General features: G+C 50.0%; 14 protein-coding genes. 13 read left to right on the plus strand and 1 reads right to left on the minus strand.

Annotated features, from left to right (window positions below):
* Positions 1–295, plus strand: a 295-nt coding sequence (locus tag BUF15_RS23420) for a LysE family translocator (protein WP_159441365.1), incomplete at its 5' end; no start/stop codon positions are given.
* A gap of 830 nt (positions 296–1125) precedes the next feature.
* Positions 1126–3765 carry a hybrid sensor histidine kinase/response regulator gene (locus BUF15_RS23430; protein ID WP_073616376.1) on the plus strand — a complete coding sequence of 880 codons (2640 nt, stop codon included), beginning with the start codon at positions 1126–1128 and terminating at the stop codon, positions 3763–3765.
* Between the two features lie 1236 nt (positions 3766–5001).
* Here the strand turns inward: BUF15_RS23430 and BUF15_RS23435 are convergent.
* Positions 5002–5619, minus strand: coding sequence for an NAD(P)/FAD-dependent oxidoreductase (locus BUF15_RS23435; RefSeq protein WP_073616378.1), 618 nt, complete (start codon positions 5617–5619; stop codon positions 5002–5004).
* Positions 5620–6423: 804 nt separating this feature from the next.
* Here BUF15_RS23435 and hpsG point away from each other — a divergent pair.
* The 11 genes from hpsG (at position 6424) to BUF15_RS23495 (ending at position 18335) form a co-directional block, all read left to right on the plus strand.
* Positions 6424–8907, plus strand: a complete 2484-nt coding sequence (gene hpsG / locus BUF15_RS23445; protein ID WP_073616382.1) for a (2S)-3-sulfopropanediol dehydratase — start codon at positions 6424–6426, stop codon at positions 8905–8907.
* A 117-nt stretch (positions 8908–9024) separates the two neighbouring features.
* Positions 9025–9948, plus strand: coding sequence for a (2S)-3-sulfopropanediol dehydratase activating enzyme (gene hpsH, locus BUF15_RS23450; protein WP_073616384.1), 924 nt, complete (start codon positions 9025–9027; stop codon positions 9946–9948).
* Between the two features lie 232 nt (positions 9949–10180).
* Positions 10181–11104, plus strand: a complete 924-nt coding sequence (locus BUF15_RS23455; RefSeq protein ID WP_073616386.1) for an amidohydrolase family protein — start codon at positions 10181–10183, stop codon at positions 11102–11104.
* Between the two features lie 121 nt (positions 11105–11225).
* Complete coding sequence (locus BUF15_RS23460) at positions 11226–12230, plus strand: TRAP transporter substrate-binding protein (RefSeq protein WP_143170853.1); 1005 nt, start codon at positions 11226–11228, stop codon at positions 12228–12230.
* A gap of 118 nt (positions 12231–12348) precedes the next feature.
* Positions 12349–14244: a TRAP transporter large permease gene (locus BUF15_RS23465; RefSeq protein WP_084554477.1), complete on the plus strand. Its 1896-nt coding sequence runs from the start codon at positions 12349–12351 to the stop codon at positions 14242–14244.
* A 180-nt stretch (positions 14245–14424) separates the two neighbouring features.
* Complete coding sequence (locus BUF15_RS23470; protein ID WP_073616388.1) at positions 14425–15876, plus strand: acetaldehyde dehydrogenase (acetylating); 1452 nt, start codon at positions 14425–14427, stop codon at positions 15874–15876.
* A 40-nt stretch (positions 15877–15916) separates the two neighbouring features.
* Entirely contained in the window at positions 15917–16186 is a 270-nt protein-coding gene (locus BUF15_RS23475) for a BMC domain-containing protein (RefSeq protein ID WP_073616390.1), read from the plus strand.
* A 115-nt stretch (positions 16187–16301) separates the two neighbouring features.
* Positions 16302–16634, plus strand: coding sequence for a BMC domain-containing protein (locus BUF15_RS23480; protein ID WP_084554480.1), 333 nt, complete (start codon positions 16302–16304; stop codon positions 16632–16634).
* A 158-nt stretch (positions 16635–16792) separates the two neighbouring features.
* The gene (gene pduL, locus BUF15_RS23485) at positions 16793–17464 is read left to right on the plus strand and encodes a phosphate propanoyltransferase (protein ID WP_073616392.1); all 672 of its coding nucleotides are present in this window, start codon (positions 16793–16795) and stop codon (positions 17462–17464) included.
* Positions 17451–18053, plus strand: a complete 603-nt coding sequence (locus BUF15_RS23490) for a hypothetical protein (RefSeq protein WP_073616394.1) — start codon at positions 17451–17453, stop codon at positions 18051–18053. The genes pduL and BUF15_RS23490 overlap by 14 nt, the downstream gene beginning before the upstream one ends.
* Positions 18054–18335: a EutN/CcmL family microcompartment protein gene (locus tag BUF15_RS23495; RefSeq protein ID WP_073616396.1), complete on the plus strand. Its 282-nt coding sequence runs from the start codon at positions 18054–18056 to the stop codon at positions 18333–18335.
* The last annotated feature ends 72 nt before the right edge of the window (positions 18336–18407 follow it).

Raw genomic sequence — 18407 nt, forward strand, 5'->3', positions numbered from 1 at the left:
TCAAATCATCTACAGGGGTTTTCTCATAAATATCCTAAACCCTAAACTTTCCATATTTTTTCTTGCATTCTTACCTCTTTTTGTTTCTTCCACCCAAATTTCCCCAACATTACAAATGGTATTTCTTAGCCTTGTTTTCATGGGGATGACATTAGGGGTTTTTATTCTATATGGCATTTCAGCCAATGGTGTTCGGCATTATGTAGTTAATTCACCAAAAGTTATCAGGCGATGCCAACGTACATTTGCTATCATTTTTACGGGATTAGGGGCTAAACTGGCATTTACTGATTAGCAAATACTCACGTCATAATTTTGTATCATAAAATTGAGCTTTCCATTGCCAATACGAATAGATACAAAATCTGCGCTCATTAAGGTTTTTCCTGAGGGTAAGCCTTACCACTTCCCTCAAATTGCTCAAGAATGGAGCAAATTGACTGAAGAGACTACCAAAGACAGTCAACATCCTTTGTTAGCCATTCCGCAGCATGGTGTATACTTCAGTTAGAGCATATTGCTCCAACAACCCCAACCCAGGAGGTACACCATGAAAGCATCTCAGGCTGTTGATTTCCATCTGCAGTATTGCCAGGCCAATTCCAAAAAAAGATACCGTCAAGACTTGTGAGTTTGTCCTCCCTCGCTTCACTGCTCGATTCGGAAAACGTGATCTCGCCAGTATATCCCAGGAAGAAGTCCTAGAATTTCTGATCTCTCTGACGAAAATCAACAAACAGAGGACCAAAAGGAACCGTTACTCGGTACTTGCATCTTTATACAACTTCATCATCAACACTGGCCTCCCGGCACTTACCAATCCCTGCAATACTTCAGTCATATGAAGAATCTTCAGGCATCCGCAAGCTATCCAGTGAAATATCGTCGATAAAGAAACTGTTGATGAGATCATCTTTCGAACCATGAACACCCGGAACAGGCTTATGCTAGAGCTCATGGCCCGGGGCGGCATGAGAGTCGGTAAAAACAAGATGGGCCGATTGAATGATTATCCTGGAAACACAGAGATTATTTGTAGTTTGTAAAAACTGTTCATTTCTGATGTAAGACATGTATAGTTAAACAATGAGGTGTGGTGCAGATGGGGTTGAATAGGGCAATACCATGATGAGAAGAGCACAATGTTTTGTATTTCTACTGCTGTGTTTACCGGCAATGGTGACCTGTGCGGCTGGGCAAGCCTTTGCTGCCACAGCCAAGGTTCTGGTGTTGCACTCCTACCACAAAGGGCTTGGCTGGACCGACAATATCACTCGGGGGATCGAGGCGGTTTTTCCATATGGTGGTGATGTTGAGCTTTTTTATGAATATATGGATACAAAGCGTGTCTATGATGATACCCATCTCAGCAATGTATTCACGCTGCTCAGTCACAAGTATCGGAACGTTGCCCTGCAGGCGATCATTTCTTCAGATGATCATGCTTTTCAGTTTCTACTCCAGCATGGTCGCGCGCTTTTCAATGATACCCCCATTGTCTTCTGTGGGGTCAACCTGTTCAAGGATGAATTTCTCCATGACGCACTTCACGTTACCGGCGTGGTCGAGTCGTTCTCCATAGGTGAGACCCTGGAGGCGATCGGGACCATTCATCGGCAGGTGGATACGGTCTATGTAATTGCGGACGACACCGTCACGGGTAAGACCAATACTACCATCCTGCAGACTATAATGCCCGATTATGCAGGACGGTTTGTTTTTGAGTTCCTGGGTAGCCAGACGATGGAAGAGCTGGAAGAGGAGGTCTCCAGCCTGCCGGATACAGCCGTGCTGCTCTGGCTCTCCTTTACTACCGACAGGGCCGGGACACATTATAGTTTTGAGGAAAGCTTTGACAGGATAAGTGCCGCAAGCAGGCGTCCACTCTACTCCATGTGGGACTTCGGGCTGGGCCATGGGATACTCGGGGGAATGATTACTTCCGGTTTTGCCCATGGAAGGAAAGCGGCGGAGTATACCAAATCTATCCTAGAAGGTGTGAGTCCACAGTCAATTCCAGTGCTGAAGCAGAGCCCGAATCAGTATATCTTTGACTATGGGGTAATGACCAGGTTCGGTGTGACTCCTGCCATGCTGCCGGCAGACAGCACGGTTACCAACCAGCCGGCATCTTTTTATCAGCAGCATAAGACCCTAGTCTGGCAGGTCATCCTTGCCTTTATCATGGTCGCATGTGTTGCCATTTTCGCGTTGATGAATCTGTTTAAGAGGCGGCTGGCGGAGAGCGCCCTGAGGCAGAGTGAGGAAAAGTACCGCCAGCTTGTCGAGAATGCCAACGACGCCATCTTCATCGCCCAGGACGGAAGGTTCGCTTTCGCCAACAGGCGCACCCTCGAGATCATCGAATGCACAAAGGAACAGGCACTCGCATCTCCGTTTATCTCCTTTATTCATCCCGATGACCGGCAACTGGTTGCAGAAAACTACCAACGGCGCATCAGCGGCGATACCACCCTGCCCTCCACCTATTCGTTCAAGGTAGTCGCCACTTCCGGCGAGGTGCGGACGGTCCAGCTGAACGCTGTGATTGCCGAGTGGGAAGGGCGGCCGGCAACCTTGAACTTTGTCAGGGACATTACCGATCAGGTTCGCATGGAACAGAGCCTTATTCAGGCACAGAAGCTGGAGGCACTGGGAACGTTTGCCGGAGGGATTGCCCATGACTTCAACAATCTGCTAATGGCAATTCAGGGGCGGGCCTCGTTGATGCGGGTGCAGCTTGGAGATACCAGTGAGCCGCTGCTGGAACATGTGCTGGCCATTGAGGAGCACGTAGGAAGTGGCGCCAGCCTGACCCGGCAGCTGTTAGGCTCGGCCCGGGGGGGAAAATATAATCCGCAGCCAGTGAATCTGAATCTGCTGGTGAGCAGATGTGCGGAAATGTTTGGCCGCACCAGAAAAAACATCCAGGTATCTCGGAATCTTTCTGACAGTCATGTCGTGGCGGTGGTGGATGAGCAACAGATTGAACAGGTTCTACTTAATATCTTTGTGAATGCCAGCCACGCCATGCCGGATGGGGGAGAGTTGCATATTGGCACATCCTTGGAGATGGTGGGAGAGAAAGGCCTTGGGAGTCATCCTTTGCCTGCCGGGATGTATGTGGCCATTGAGGTTACAGATTTCGGGGTCGGCATGGATGAGGTGACCATGGCGCGGATTTTCGATCCTTTCTTTACCACCAAGGACAAATCGCGCGGGACTGGCTTAGGCCTTGCCTCGGCCTACGGCATTGTCAAAAACCATGCAGGATGTATAACTGTGAGGAGTGAGCCTGGGCATGGAGCGACCTTCACGGTTTACCTGCCGGCTTCCGAGCGCACTCCTATTGTACCACCAGAACATGAAGGGGCAGTGGTGAAAGGAGCTGCCTCAGTCCTGCTTATTGACGATGAGGAAATGATTCGGGAGATTGGCAGTGCCCTGCTCACAGAGCTTGGCTATACGGTGACTGTGGCATCAGGAGGGCGCGAAGCGATGAAACTGCTTGCAAACGGCGACGTTGCGGTTGATCTGGTCATTCTCGATCTCATCATGCCCGATCTTGACGGTGCAGCTACGTTTGAGATGATCCGCTCTGCCCATCCACAGATTCCGGTGATTATCTCTTCCGGCTATGCTCTCGATGCCCAGACAGAGCAGCTGATGGCGAGGGGATGCGACGAGTTCATGCAGAAGCCGTTCAGCCTTTTGGTGCTCTCTGAGACAGTTGAGAATACCCTAGCCAGGAGACGAAACCACTAACCTTGAAATTTTATCAAGCATCTGGGCTATGCTGTGTTGGGAGTCGGTGCAGTGTTTCTGTCTGCGGGACAATTACCTAGCGGTAGCAGCCGTACTCCCGAATGAAGAGATCGTTGCAATGAAACTCAAATTCATCAAAATGATGACCGAATAATTGCCACAACGGTGATTGCCGTGGCTTTCTACCCCGGTATACCTCCGCCTTGTCGATCCAAACCATTGCAATCCCTTTCTGGTGTTGGCAAAGGTTGCAATATACCTGGCAATACTGATGTATTTATGAACGGTCGACTCTCTTGGCCCTCCCCTATATCTCCTCCAACCAATTCATCCCACATTGGCCAGGGGAAGAGATGTATTTAGGCAGTCTCAACCATTTAAGCAAAGCTGCAAATTAAGACTTTTCTGAAATGTGGTTTGGCCTACTCCGGAGGAATTGCTCAAAAATGGAGTAACTGCAAAGAAGAGATTACCAAAGAGAAGGACATACGAGCGTCAGAAGGTCATGCTTGTCAATCTCATTACCTGTTATTCGATCATGAGCTCATGGAGAAGGTCTTCTCTCAGATTCCATTTTTGCTACTAGGTGTTTGAAAAAGCTGGACTTACTGGATTTCATTAACATGTAACGAATAAGGAGATTAAGAATATCTAGAGATTAGGAGTGGCAAGTTTAACGTGAACAGAAGCATTTCCGCAGCAGGCACAAGTTGTTCTACCAATCCGCCCTCGACAATCTATCGTATAATAGCAATTCTGATTGCCCCTGTTCCTCTACGCCCTATGAGGGGCGTAGAGGAACAGGGGCAATCATGAAAAATATGGTTCATCCAGTTATTTCGTATTTTTCATGTAAATTAGATTACTTACAGAAGATGTGATGAACAGATTGCGGTTGACAGGGTCAAACTGCCCGTTCTGTTTTGCAGCCCTCCTTTCATAAAGAGGAGACCGCAAAACAACACCGACCATCTCGGTGACAATAACGCTTGCTCCATGGTGAGCCTCAATAGTCAGAAGTATGCTTCAGCTGGATGAACCATTTTTTCATGCAAAATCTTGAAATCATACTTGGAATACTGAATTGGTGCTTCATGCTCTAGCCCTCAATGGCACATCCTTGCTGTAAATACGAACAAGTTCATTAGTACTCCAATCGATACTGGTCGACAAGGTTGCCAACCAACCCTTTTATGACTTCCTCGAACAAAAAAGATTTCCTCCCTTTACTCGTGATTACACTTCCGAGAACGGAAACTCAGTATCACCCAGAAGTTTATTCATTCGTTGCTTCTTTTCGGTCTTCTGATGGTGAAATTCAACCAGTTCCGTTATAATTTCGAGCACCCGTTCTTCATCACAATTTCGTTCTATCCTGTGTCCGACTTTTGGAAAGGGCCCCCCTTTGCCGCCAGCATACACTTCAAAACCTTCACGGGTAGCTACTATGCCTATATCGCTAGTCTTGGTATCGGAACACGACAACGGGCAAGCAGCAACAGCAATCTTGAATTTCGCCTTGGTGTGGGGACGTGAAGAAAATTTTTCGAGAATTTTGTTGCTCAGCTTCCCGGTATCTATAAGACCGAGATTACAGTGCCCTTGACCGATACAAACCTTCGGGATAGGGAATTTTCCAGGACCCTTCAGCTCACAACCCAAAGCTTTTAATTCTGTTTTTATGGTGTCGGCCACATCCTCGGGCACATCAATCAAACGCAGATTTTGAGCGTTTGACAGATATATTCTTAGAGAATACTTCTCAGCGATTCTGTGTGCAGCGGCCATCAAATCCAGCGGCAACATCCCCGAAGGAAGCAACACCGTAATACTCACATTTTTCACGTCACTCATTACAACTCCTTCTATGATATTCTTATTTTCAGATTCTTGAGCCCAGCCAAAAGGCCCTGACCGGCACTTTCGGCCGCCATGCTGGCCACTTTTTCTTTGCAAAAAAAGAACCATATCAGATTGACAGCATCACCTGACAGAAAGGCCATTGAAATGTTGATCAACATTATTCGATACACATATTTGACAAACACACTCATAATCCCATAGCCTATCAGGACGGTTATCAGATTAAACAAGCAAGCCCATTTCAGCAAAAGCCGCGCTAGATTATCATGAATTTACGATATAAAACAACGATTCCCTAAGATGTTCTTCCCCCTCCTCACCGGCGTTGCGGTTCCGCAACAACCACGTTTCACCCATGCAACGCAACCTACACGACACATATTCCCCTTCAATATGCCAGCAAATTTGCAATATTATCGTTTTATTAACATCTTGATATCCAAATAACATCGCCATTGTATTGCATTTTTTCTCTCAGATAAAAAACACATATTGCACAACTGCAACATGACCTCGATAAAACGAATCAAACCTTTTTTGTGTAAACTCAATCAATGCACTGCTTAAAATAATTTTGAGGTATTTGGCACACCACGTGCATAAAATGGAAGTGTACGAGAAGGTAATGTTCCGGAAACCAGGTTTGCTGAGAGATCCATGGGTGGTAGTCGCGCCTCATCAAATTGGCCGGACATACAGAAAACGAATTTTTCCAGTCTCTAGTCAAGCGAGACCTGCATGTCGCCACATACACCGAACTGCAGGGACGCCACAAAATAACCACGGAGGATCGATATGACCGAGTGTTGCACAGTGCTTTCCCCTCAAGAGCAGCGTCTACAGGATGAAATAGCGGGCAAAAAGGTAAATTTTTCTCGCCCGAGAGCCTATGGCATTCTTCAGGAGATCATCACCAAAAAACCGATCATCGATGTTGAGCGTGCCAAATACTTCACCGAGTCCATGATGGAGACCGAAGGTGAGGCACTTATCCTGAGATGGGCCAAGGCCATGCGTCATGTTGCTGAGAACTGCACCGTCTACATCGACGATAAGCAGCTTATCGCCGGTCGGGTTGGCTGCGAAGGCCGCTATGGCATTCTTTATCCAGAACTTGACGGCGACTTCTTGGATCTCGCCATCGAAGCACTGCCGAGCCGTGTTGAGTCGCCTTTTGAAATTTCCGATTCCGACGCCAAAATCGTCATCAACGATATAGCCCCTTACTGGAAAGGCAAGACCTACCATGAGGCACTTGCCAATGCCCTGCCGAAAGAAACCCTTCGATATACATTTGATCCCAGCGACCCCATGAAGTCCCGTTTTATCGTTAACGAGACATCTTCCTTCCGTTCTTCCATCCAGTGGGTCCACGACTACGAGAAGGTTCTCCAGAAAGGCTTGAAATCCATTATTGAGTTGGCTGAGTCCAAACTTGCCGAACTTGATCCGATGAGCCCAGTCGATCAGACCGACCGGAAGTCTTTTTACGAGGCAATCATCATCGACTGTCAGGCCATCATTCATTGGGCCAAGCGACACGCCGTTCTCGCTCGTGAAAAAGCCGCCGCCGAAAGCGATCCGCAGCGTAAGCAGGAACTGATCGATATGGCTGAGCGCTGTGAGTGGGTACCGGAAAATCCGGCTCGTGATTTCCGTGAAGCCGTTCAGTCACAGTGGTTCATCCAGATGTGGTCTCGCGTTGAGCAAAAGACCGGCACCATCATCTCCAACGGCCGCATGGACCAATACTTCTACCCCTACTACCAGAAGGACATCGAAGCCGGAAAACTGACTGATGATGATGTTCTCGAGCTGTTTGAGTGCATGTGGGTTGGCATGGCTCAGTTCATCGACCTCTACATTTCCCCCACCGGCGGGGCCTTCAACGAAGGTTACGCTCACTGGGAGGCGGTTACTATTGGTGGCCAGACCAAGGACGGTCGTGATGCAACCAACGATCTGACCTACCTGTTCCTCCAGTCGAAGCGTGAGTTCCCCCTCCACTACCCGGATCTCGCCGCTCGTATTCACAGCCGTGCTCCTGAGCGTTACCTCTTTGAGGTCGCTGAGACCATCAAAGAAGGTTCAGGCTTCCCGAAACTGATCAACGATGAAGAGGTCATTCCCTTGAACCTCGCCAAAGGCGCCAAACTGGAAGATGCCTACGACTATGCTGTCTCCGGTTGTTCTGAGAGCCGTATGCCCAATGTCGAAACCTACACCAGCCCCTGCGCTTACATCAACTTCCCGGCAGCACTTGAGATGACGATGTACAATGGCAAGATGCGCTTGCACGGCGACGAGCAAATCGGCCTTCAGACCGGCGATCCACGTGAGTTCAAAACCTGGGATGAGTTTTACAACGCCTACATGACCCAGCAGATGAGCTTCTTGAAGCACGCCTTCATTCAGCAGCACACCATCAACAACCTCCGTCAGAATCATTTTGCATGGCCACTCGGTACCGCCTTAAACGACACCGCCATGAAAGCTGAGCTGGACCTCCATACCACCCATATCCCGGGGGGTATCGACCTCGGTTATTTTGAACTGATGGGATACGGTACTTTGGTGGACTCTCTCTGTGTCATTAAAAAACTGGTCTTCGAAGACAAGAAGATTTCCATGGACACTCTGATCAAGGCCATGGAAAACAACTTTGAAAAGAATGATGTCCTCTGCAAACTGATCGAGAATGCCCCGAAATTTGGCACCAATGATCCTTACGCAGACTCCATTGCCAAGGAAATAGACCGTACCTGTCTTGAATTCACCAGGAAGTACAGTAAGCAGCTAGGCATTCACCTCGATCTCCGCCTGGTACCCTTCACCTCTCACGTACCATTTGGCAAGGTCGTATCAGCTACCCCCAACGGCCGTAAGCAATTCACCCCGCTTTCTGACGGTGCATCCGCCTCTCAGGGCTGCGATGCCAAGGGGCCGACCGCTGTTCTTGTTTCCAACTACAACTCTAAAAACTATGATTACCGTGAGCGGGCTTCCCGTCTCCTGAATATCAAGTTTTCTCCGGTCACCATGGCTGGCGAAGAGGGCACCGAGAAACTTGTCAACTTTATCAAGACCTGGTGTGACTTGAAACTCTGGCACATCCAGTTCAACGTCCTTAATCAGTCGACCCTGGTTGCGGCGAAAAAGGATCCGGAGAAGTATAAAGGCCTTATCGTCCGTATTGCCGGCTACAGCGCCTACTTCACTGATCTTTCACCTGATCTGCAGGACGACCTGATCGCGAGAGCCGAGCATACTACCGTATAAGCAGTCTTCCCTATTGGGTCCATCGATTCATCGATGGACCCAATCTTGTATGCGAGAATAAGACCATTAAAGAGTTAGGAAATACAGCAAAAATCAACGTATCCGGAACCAGCAGCCATGACCAGCACTCTTGTAAAAAGCGGCAATGTCTTCAACATTCAGCACTACTCTGTGCATGACGGCCCAGGAATCCGGACCATTATCTTTCTGAAGGGCTGTCCTTTGCGCTGCCGCTGGTGCTGCAACCCCGAGTCTCAGAATTTTTCCACCGATATTGCATACAATCCCAACAAATGTGTCGGTGAAAAGGGCTGCTACCAATGTATAGAAGCCTGTCCCCAAAAGGCAATATCCGCCAACACTTTTGGCAAGATCGCTATAAACCGTTCCGCCTGTGATTTATGCCTTACCTGCCTCGATATCTGTCCATCCAAGGCACTGCATGACTTTGGTAAAGAGATGTCCGTCAAGCAGATATTCGACCAAGTTGAATCCGACGCCATCTTCTACTCTCGCTCCGGCGGCGGCATCACCATCAGTGGCGGTGAGCCGCTCAGCCAGGCGGCCTTTACCCTTGAGCTCCTGAAAGAAGCAAAGAAGCGAAGAATCAACTCAGCCATTGAGACCTGCGGTTTTGGTAAGTGGGAAGATCTTAAGGCGATCGCCAAATATCTCAAAGTCACCCTTTTTGACATCAAATCGATGGATGACGCAAAACACATCGAGTTTACCGGTGTTTCCAACAAAGTGATCCTTGACAACTTTCAACGGTTAACTATGGAATTTTCGGCACTTCCCGTCATCGTCCGCGTTCCCGTCATTCCGGGTTTGAACGACACCGAGGCCGAACTGGAACAAATTTTCACGTTCATTAAAGACATTCCTGGCATTACCTGCGACCTGCTGCCCTACCACCGGATGGGCCAGTCCAAATATGAATTTCTCGGCAGGGACTACCCCATGGGGCAGAGCAAGCTTGAAGACGAGCGAAGTAAGCTATTGAAAAACTGGGCGAAAGCTGCATATCCATTTGTGAAGTAGCGACGTAAATGGCAGACGGCAACCCATTGATTGGGTCGCCTGTGAGCGACAAAAATAAGTTGCCGGAGCTTACCACTGTCAAGAGTTCATGAAACTCCGACAAGATAACAAAATAACTATTTCTGAAATCCGTTTAGTCACCGCTAAACGGATTTCGCACGATAAGACCATAATCACATATTCTCATTTAGTAATTATTATCAAAAAATGAGCAGCACAGGAGGTTGACAGCGTGGCTATTATAGACTTTCGATTCAGACCGAACACCAAGGAAACCCTAGATGGAATCGGCAGCAGTCCGATGTTTAGCGGTTTGTGCAAGCTTATTGACTTTCCGACCATGCCCGCCCAAACCCTTGCGGATTGTGTTGTTGATCTGAAAAAACATAATGTTATCAAAGCAGTTATCACCGGCAGGGATTGTGAAACCACATACGGAGCCAAATCTAACAACCAGAGCGTTTTGGATTTTGTTGCAGCTTTCCCCGATATGTTCATTGGCTTTTCCGGCGTCGATCCTCACAAGGGTATGAAAGGCCTGAGGGAACTCGAAGATTCGGTGAAAAACAAGGGCATGCGTGGTGCCGCTATCGATCCTTACCTGGCCCAGATCTACGTCAACGACGCCAAATACTATCCGATCTATGCGAAATGCTGTGAGCTTGACATCCCGATCATTATCACTACAGGCCCAGCCACCCTCGTACCCAAAGCCATCATGGATCACGTCGCTCCACGCTATATCGATGTCGCTGCCCGCGATTTCCCAGAGCTGAAGATTGTTGTCAGCCATGGCGGCTATCCCTGGATCTCCGAGATGATCAACGTTGCCCAGCGAAACGCCAACGTCTATGTCGATCTCTCTGAATATGAGCGTTCACCTCTCTCAGAGGCCTATCTTCAAGCCGCAAACACCATGATCAGCGACAAGGTGCTCTACGCCAGCGCTCATCCTTTCGTCGATTTTAAAACAGCGCTGAAGACATACGAAGATCTGCCGTTCAACACTGACGTTCGTGAGAAAATCATGTATAGCAACGCCGCCAAGCTACTCGGCCTCCCGGTTCAAACGGCCGTGGGCCCCTCTCAAGACGATGAAAGACATCTGGTTGAACAGGTGCTGAGAAAACTGGCCGAGGAGGGCATCAAGCTGTAGAAGGACGATTGATTCCTCGATCCGACTCATACGGTCATGAGCAACGAGGCATCATCTTTTAGTGTTATTTGTGGCGATTACGCCAATTATCAACAGTAACAGCAACAATTTGGAGGAAATTATGTTCAGGAACATGAAAACCATCTGCTCTGCTCTTCTGGTTACCGGAATGCTTTTTAGTGGAGTACAAGCCGAAGCAAAAAAACTCACCCTTCGTCTCGGCCATCCTATGGCTCCGGGTAACAACGTCACCGTTGGTTACGAGAAGTTCAAAGAGCTGGTCGAAGAGCGCTCAAACGGTGAAGTGAAGATACAGATCTTTGACAGCGCCATCCTCGGCAGCGACCGTGTCACCACCGAGTCTGCCCAGAAAGGCACCCTGGACCTCAGCTCCAGCTCCTCCCCGAACATGGCCAACTTCTCCAAAGCGTTTCTGGTATTCGATCTCCCCTACATCACCCGTCCGGAAAATCAACAGAAGCTCTACGAAGCACTCGACAACGGCGAGCTCGGCAAATACCTTACTGCCGATTGTGAAAAGATTAATCTCAAGCCGATCATGTACAGTGAGTATGGCTACCGGAACTTTGTTACCACCAACAAGGAAATCAACTCCCTTGCAGACCTGAAGAACCTTAAAGTCCGTACCACTGCATCCCCGGTTGAAGTTGCCGTTGCCGCCAAGCTTGGCATGAACCCGGCACCCATTGCCTGGGGTGAAGTTTACACCGCTCTGCAGCAGGGTACCGTTGAGGCCGAAGGCAATACCTTCTCTCTTTTAAACGATGCCAAGCACACTGAAGTTCTGAAATACGCCATCGATTCTGCACACAATTACTCTATGCACATCCTTCTGATGAACAAGAAGAAGTTCGACAGCCTGACCCCGGAGATTCAGGAAGTCATCCTCTCTTCCGCAAAAGATGCCCTCACCTATCAGCGCGGCATTACCGCTGACCTGGAGAAGAAGGCAACAGAGGCATTCATCGCCCAGGGTATCAAGATCCACACCCTTACCCCCGAGCAGCGTGCCGAGTTTGTCGAGGCCACCAAGCCGGTATGGGCTGAGTTCGAGAAGGATATTCCAGCAGAATTGATGCAACTGGTTCAAGCCACCCAGAACTGATAGAAATAGCTAATAGGTCCACTTCTCAGGAAAATTGGCTTACACATGGCGGCGGAAATTGTTTCCGCCGCCAGATGAGCCCCTGTGAACAATCTGACATCTACCAGCCGTTATTGCTATGACAACTCCAGCCGCTACCACCACTATGGATACCAAAGAGCAAACAGCCACCGCCTCTTCCCGGTCAATCCTGCAATTCATTGACGACCATTTTGAAAAGCCGTTTCTTTTTGCCGGAATGCTCTTCATTATTCTCGTCATTACCTTTCAAACATTTTACCGGTACATCGGCACCCATTTCACCACCGGTAGTACCGGTGCCGTATGGACCGAGGAGCTTGCCCGGTTCGTCTTTGTCTGGATCTCCTATCTGGCAATTCCGCTGGCGGTAAAAAGCAGAAGCAATATCCGAGTGGACATCGTCCACGACATGCTGCCGCCACGATTCCAGGCCATCAGCTGGGTTATCGTTGATATCTGTTTTCTTACCCTGGCCGGCGTCATGTGCATCATGGGCACAGACCACCTGTCCATGCTTCTCGAATATCCACAGGTTGCCCCCGCCTCTGGAGTTTCCTACCTTTTTCCGTATCTTGTTCTGCCCGTTGGTTTTGGCTTGATCGGAATACGATTGCTGCAGGACCTGTATAAGCAGGTCAAGGTGTGCGGTCTGTTTGACAGCCTTCTTGGTCTTGTTTTTTGCATTGCCCTCGCTCTCCCCGTGTATTTTAATGAAAGTGCCTCCGCTCTGACCATTTTGTTCGGCTACTTTATTCTGTTGATTTTCATCGGCGTACCAATTTCCGTCAGTCTCGGCCTGGCCGGTACCGCAACTATTCTCAACGCCGGCACCCTGCCCGCTGAATATATTTCCCAGATTGCCTTTACCTCTATCGACAGCTTTCCGATCATGGCCATCCCGTTCTTTATCGCTGCGGGTGTCTTCATGGGAGCAGGCGGCCTGTCACGAAGGCTCTTGAATCTCGCTGATGAACTGCTTGGTCCATTTCCGGGAGGTATCGCTCTTGGGGCAATCTGCACCTCCATGTTCTTTGCCGCCATCAGTGGATCTGGCCCGGCCACAGTTGCTGCAATTGGTTCTCTCACTATTCCAGCAATGGTGGAGCGCGGTTACGACAAGATGTTCTCCTGTGCTATCGTCGCCGCAGCCGGCACCATCGGCGTCATGATTCCACCAAGCAACCCCTTTGTGGTCTATGGTGTCTCCGCCCAGGTCTCCATCGGAAAACTGTTCATAAGCGGCATCGTTCCCGGCCTGCTCATCGGCCTGGCCCTTATGTATTACACTTACCTTGTATCAAAAAAGCGTGGATGGCGCGGTTCCGATAAACAGCGAACCGTCGGTTCGATGTTGAAAGCAGTTTACGATGCCAAATGGGCCCTACTTGTTCCGGTTATTATTCTGGGCGGCATCTACGGCGGACTCATGACCCCTACAGAGGCTGCTGCTGTCTCCGCTTTCTACGGATTGATAGTTGGTATTTTCGTCTATCGTGAGATTAACCTGAAAAACATCGTCGCCTGTTTCATGGAAGCCTGTTCCACCTCGGCTATCGTTATCATCCTGATGGCCATGGCCACCATTTTCGGCAACATCATGACTATTGAGCAGGTGCCGCAGATCATAGCCGGCGCCATTCTCGGACTCACCAAGAGTAAGATTATGGTGTTGCTCATGATCAACGTCCTGTTGCTGATCGTAGGTACCTTCATGGAAGCACTCGCCGCCATCGTCATTCTCACACCGATCCTGCTACCGGTAGCCACCTCGGTAGGTGTTGATCCGGTACACTTCGGCGTCATCATGGTCGTTAACCTGGCGATCGGTTTCGTCACCCCACCGGTCGGTGTCAACCTGTTTGTTGCCAGTGGAGTGGCCAACGCCAAGATACAACACCTCTCCCGTGCAATCATGCCCATGCTGTTGATCATGGTTGCCATCCTGCTGCTTATCACCTACGTACCGTCGATTCCGATGATCCTGGTGAATTAGTGAATTCTGCGACCTGCCGTCTTAAGGCAGGTCGCAGTCCGCCGCCTGTTTTTCAAACCGAAACTGGCGGTACAGGGGTCTTTTGACCTCATGAAACGACACTGACAGCAACATGCAACTAAAGATAACCGTTGGTTTTGTAGATGTTTTCAACCAACAAACCTGCAAGGAGTAGCAAATATGGTGGATAAAGATCTCTTGTCCATACAAGAAGCCAGGTCACTGGTACGATCCGCACAAACGGCCAGAAAAGAGATCCAGAACCTGAGCCAGAGCCAGATCGATGGCGTGACCGAGGCGATCGGCAAAGCCGCCATCGAAAACGCTGAAGCGCTTGCCAAGATGGCAAATGAGGAAACTGGGTTCGGCAAATGGCAGGACAAGACCCAGAAAAATCTGCTGGCGAGCAAAATTCTTCTCGACCATATCCGCGGTCAGAAGACGATCGGTGTCCTGAGTGAGGACGATTCCACCGGAATCTGGGAAATTGCCAAGCCGGCCGGTGTCATCGCCGCCCTGGTACCTTCCACAAACCCGACATCGACGACCATTTTCAAGTCGATTATCTCGATCAAAGCGGGCAACGCCGTAGTCTTTGCACCGCACCCAAGCGCTCTGAAATGTATCAAGGCAACTGTGGACCTGATTAGAGGTGCATTGGCCAGCCAGGGCGTACCGGAAGATCTCGTAACCGTCATGAGCGTCCCCACTGTTCAGGGCACTGAAGAGCTGATGAGGCAGGCTGATCTCATCCTCGCTACCGGCGGCCCTGGAATGGTCAAAGCGGCCTACAGCTCAGGAAAACCAGCCCTTGGTGTCGGTGCCGGTAACGTACCGGTCTATATCGAGCGCAGTGCCGATATCAGCGATGCCATCGACAAGATCCTGGCCAGCAAAACTTTTGATAACGGCACTGTCTGCTCTTCTGAGCAGGCCATTCTCGCCGACAGGGTGATCTCCGACCAAGTCAAATCGACCATGGTGGCAAAGGGTTGCTATTTCCTGAAAGGCGACGATGTCATTAAAGTCAAGGCAGTCATGGAACGACCAGGCGGAGCGATGAACCCGAAGATCGTCGGCAAAGATGCGAAAACCGTGGCAGCCATGGCCGGTATCACCATCCCTGAAGGTACCAGGCTGATTGTTTACGAAGAGGAAGGTATCGGCCCAGAATACCCGTTCTCCAAGGAAAAACTGACTGCACTTATCGGCTACTACCCAGTAGAAGATTGGCAACAGGCCTGTGAATATTGTCACAAACTCCTCATTAACGGTGGTATCGGTCACTCACTGTCCATCCACTCGCAGGACCGTGATGTCATCCGCCGCTTCGCCATTGAAAAACCGGTCTCCCGTATCCTGATCAATACCGGTTCCACCCAAGGTGCTGTTGGCCTCTCCACCAACCTGCCACCGTCGTTCACCCTTGGCTGCGGTACCGAAGGCGGCAGCTCGACCTCCGACAACGTCGGTCCCGAGCATCTGTTCAATATTCGCCGGGTGGCATTTGGCAAGGATCAGAAGAAACAACCGACGTCGACCGGATCGGTCAACACCGGTGTGACGATGGATGAAGTAGAACGAATCACCCAGATGGTTCTGAAAAAGCTCAAAGAAGGCGCTGTAATCTAACAGTCGGCGTAACACAATAAAAATTGGAGGAATCTCTAAAATGAATGCATTAGGAATGATCGAAACAAAAGGTTTTGTAAGTGCTGTTGAAGCTGCTGACGCAATGGTCAAAGCTGCAAATGTAACCCTCGTTGGTACCACCATGGCTGGTGGCGGTCTTGTCGCCGTTATCGTTCGTGGCGATGTTGGCGCCGTCAAAGCTGCTACCGATGCCGGCGCAGTTGCCGCCGAGCGAGTTGGCGAGTTGGTAAGCGTCCATGTAATCCCGCGTCCCCACAATGACGTTGAGGCCATCTTGCCGAAAAGCTGATGGACCGACATACCTGGAAACGCGTTGATAAGCGCTATAGGCTCAACACGTTTCCAGGATAATAGGTTTTTTTCACAACAATTGTATTTGCTTTTCATCGATCGGAGAACGACAAATGAGTGAACCCGGGAAAAAAAGAGCTCCAGCGGTAAAACCAAAAACTGCCGCCCCTGCCAACCTGGGAGCGATGGGAGTTGTTGAGACAAGAGGATTCATTCCAGCAGTAGAAGCCGCTGATGCAATGATGAAAGCCGCCAGCGTTACCTTTGCCGGCATGAAGATGGTCGGAAGCGGCCTAGTCTCAATCATCGTCAGAGGGGATGTTGGCGCTGTTCAGGCCGCCACTGAGGCAGGAGCATCCGCCGCCGGTGCGGTTGGCAAAGTTGTCAGCGTCCATATCATTCCGAGTCCGCACGAGGACGCTGAGTTAGTGATATCGGGACAATAGCCCAACAATCGCTAACGATCGCATTAAAGTGAAGTAGAGGTAGCCGGAATATCTGCAGGCATAGAGCAGAATGTCTGTCTTCATGAATCCCGGGTATTTCTGCAGAGAGAACAAAAACCATCCACAGCTGCAAAAGAGACGCAGAGGCGCGAAGAATCATGGTTGTGACTGAAGACCTTATTTCCGCAGTAGTCATAGAAGTAAAAAAGAGATTGCAACAGCAGAATGGTGTCGGCAGTAGGGTGATACCCATTGAACTGTCCGCCCGGCATGCCCATATCTCAGAAAAGGACTATTTTCAGCTCTTCAAGGAGCCGCCTAAGAACGTCCGCGAGCTTTCCCAGCCAGGCCAGTATCTCCTGGACAAGCGTCTCAGGCTGATCGGACCCAAAGGGGTAATCGACAATGTGGCTATCCTTGGTCCATTTCGAAAGGAATCCCAAGTGGAGATATCCCTTACCGATGCCCGGAGCCTCGGTATCAAAGCGCCGGTCCGGCATTCAGGCGACGTTCAGGGAACCCCCGGCGGAATCATCTCCTCTTCTGAAGGGATCATCTCAATGGACCGCGGTGTCATCGTCGCCGGTCGGCATATCCACATGGATCCCAGCGACGCCCTGAGGTTAGGTGTAAGCGACATGGATCTGGTCTGTGTCCAAACCAACAGTCATCGACCACTGATCTTTCGAGATGTATTGATCCGTGTTCATAAAGATTTCCGACTGGCCTTCCACATCGATCTCGACGAAGGTAACGCCTGTGGTTGTAGTACGAGTACCACCTGTACGATCATCAAAGACACTGCGGAGGTGCGCTGTGCATGTGGATAAGGAGCTGGTAGCGCGTCTCGTTGACGAGATTGTCGGGCGACTTACGGATGATCATGGTGCCGAGCACGTTCTGGTCATTGGCTCCAGAAATGTCGGTAACGAGATATTCTTGCCCTCGGACAATGCAGCCAACCGCAAGATCTTCTTTTATGACGAAAGCTATGATAATCAGAAAATTGACCGGTATGTCTTGCCGAGTTTACAAATAAACGACATGGCGGACCTCGCTCTTGGCAGAGCGGTCACACCAGTGGCCGAAATGGTTCGCAGCCTATTGCTGTCCGGCAAAAAGGTCGAAGTCCTCAACTATGTTTACATGGCCCACGAGAGTACGGCGCCTCCCAAACTCTACCAACTCTACAGCGAGTACGCCGAGACCCTGCACGCCTTCGGCCTCGCGCCCGTGAAAGAGGTACGCAAGCTTGTCTGCTTGACCAACCGGATCATCAGCGAGAAAGATCTAAAAGCGTGTCGAGCGGGTGGGATCAAACGAATTGCCATCTATCCCAAAACCATTGTGACCTCACTTGCAGAAGATTACGCCAGACAATTTGGAATCGAAATTCAACGGAGTGAAAGAGGTGCATAAATGATTGTAGCCAAAGTTGTCGGGAATATCTGGGCCACCCGTAAAGAAGATACCTTGCAGGGTATGAAGCTGATGATCGTCCAGGTGATTGATCCGATTTCCCAAGACTCCGGCAGAAGCTTTGTCGCCGTCGATCAGGTCGGCGCCGGCATCGGCGAGACGGTCATCGTCTCCACCGGCAGCTCCGCCCGCCTTGCCAAGCTGGGTCGCCATTCCCCGATCGATGCGATTATCGTCGGTATTGTCGACCAGATGGACGTGCCTCCTGCAAGGGACGAGTAATACGATTGTCGACCATAAGGATAGCCGCGGCCATGCCTGTTGGTCATTATTTGATGTGAATGTGCCCGTTGC

It is taken from the genome of Desulfopila aestuarii DSM 18488 (genome assembly GCF_900143695.1).
In the GTDB taxonomy this organism is placed as follows: domain Bacteria; phylum Desulfobacterota; class Desulfobulbia; order Desulfobulbales; family Desulfocapsaceae; genus Desulfopila; species Desulfopila aestuarii.

What these genes read in the sequence shown, in the direction of transcription:
- BUF15_RS23430 (WP_073616376.1), top strand. Translation starts at nt 1,126, where the DNA reads ATGATGAGAAGAGCACAATGTTTTGTATTTCTACTGCTGTGTTTACCG.
- BUF15_RS23435 (WP_073616378.1), bottom strand. Translation starts at nt 5,619, where the DNA reads ATGAGTGACGTGAAAAATGTGAGTATTACGGTGTTGCTTCCTTCGGGG.
- hpsG (WP_073616382.1), top strand. Translation starts at nt 6,424, where the DNA reads ATGACCGAGTGTTGCACAGTGCTTTCCCCTCAAGAGCAGCGTCTACAG.
- hpsH (WP_073616384.1), top strand. Translation starts at nt 9,025, where the DNA reads ATGACCAGCACTCTTGTAAAAAGCGGCAATGTCTTCAACATTCAGCAC.
- BUF15_RS23460 (WP_143170853.1), top strand. Translation starts at nt 11,226, where the DNA reads ATGTTCAGGAACATGAAAACCATCTGCTCTGCTCTTCTGGTTACCGGA.
- BUF15_RS23465 (WP_084554477.1), top strand. Translation starts at nt 12,349, where the DNA reads ATGACAACTCCAGCCGCTACCACCACTATGGATACCAAAGAGCAAACA.
- BUF15_RS23470 (WP_073616388.1), top strand. Translation starts at nt 14,425, where the DNA reads ATGGTGGATAAAGATCTCTTGTCCATACAAGAAGCCAGGTCACTGGTA.
- BUF15_RS23475 (WP_073616390.1), top strand. Translation starts at nt 15,917, where the DNA reads ATGAATGCATTAGGAATGATCGAAACAAAAGGTTTTGTAAGTGCTGTT.
- BUF15_RS23480 (WP_084554480.1), top strand. Translation starts at nt 16,302, where the DNA reads ATGAGTGAACCCGGGAAAAAAAGAGCTCCAGCGGTAAAACCAAAAACT.
- pduL (WP_073616392.1), top strand. Translation starts at nt 16,793, where the DNA reads ATGGTTGTGACTGAAGACCTTATTTCCGCAGTAGTCATAGAAGTAAAA.
- BUF15_RS23495 (WP_073616396.1), top strand. Translation starts at nt 18,054, where the DNA reads ATGATTGTAGCCAAAGTTGTCGGGAATATCTGGGCCACCCGTAAAGAA.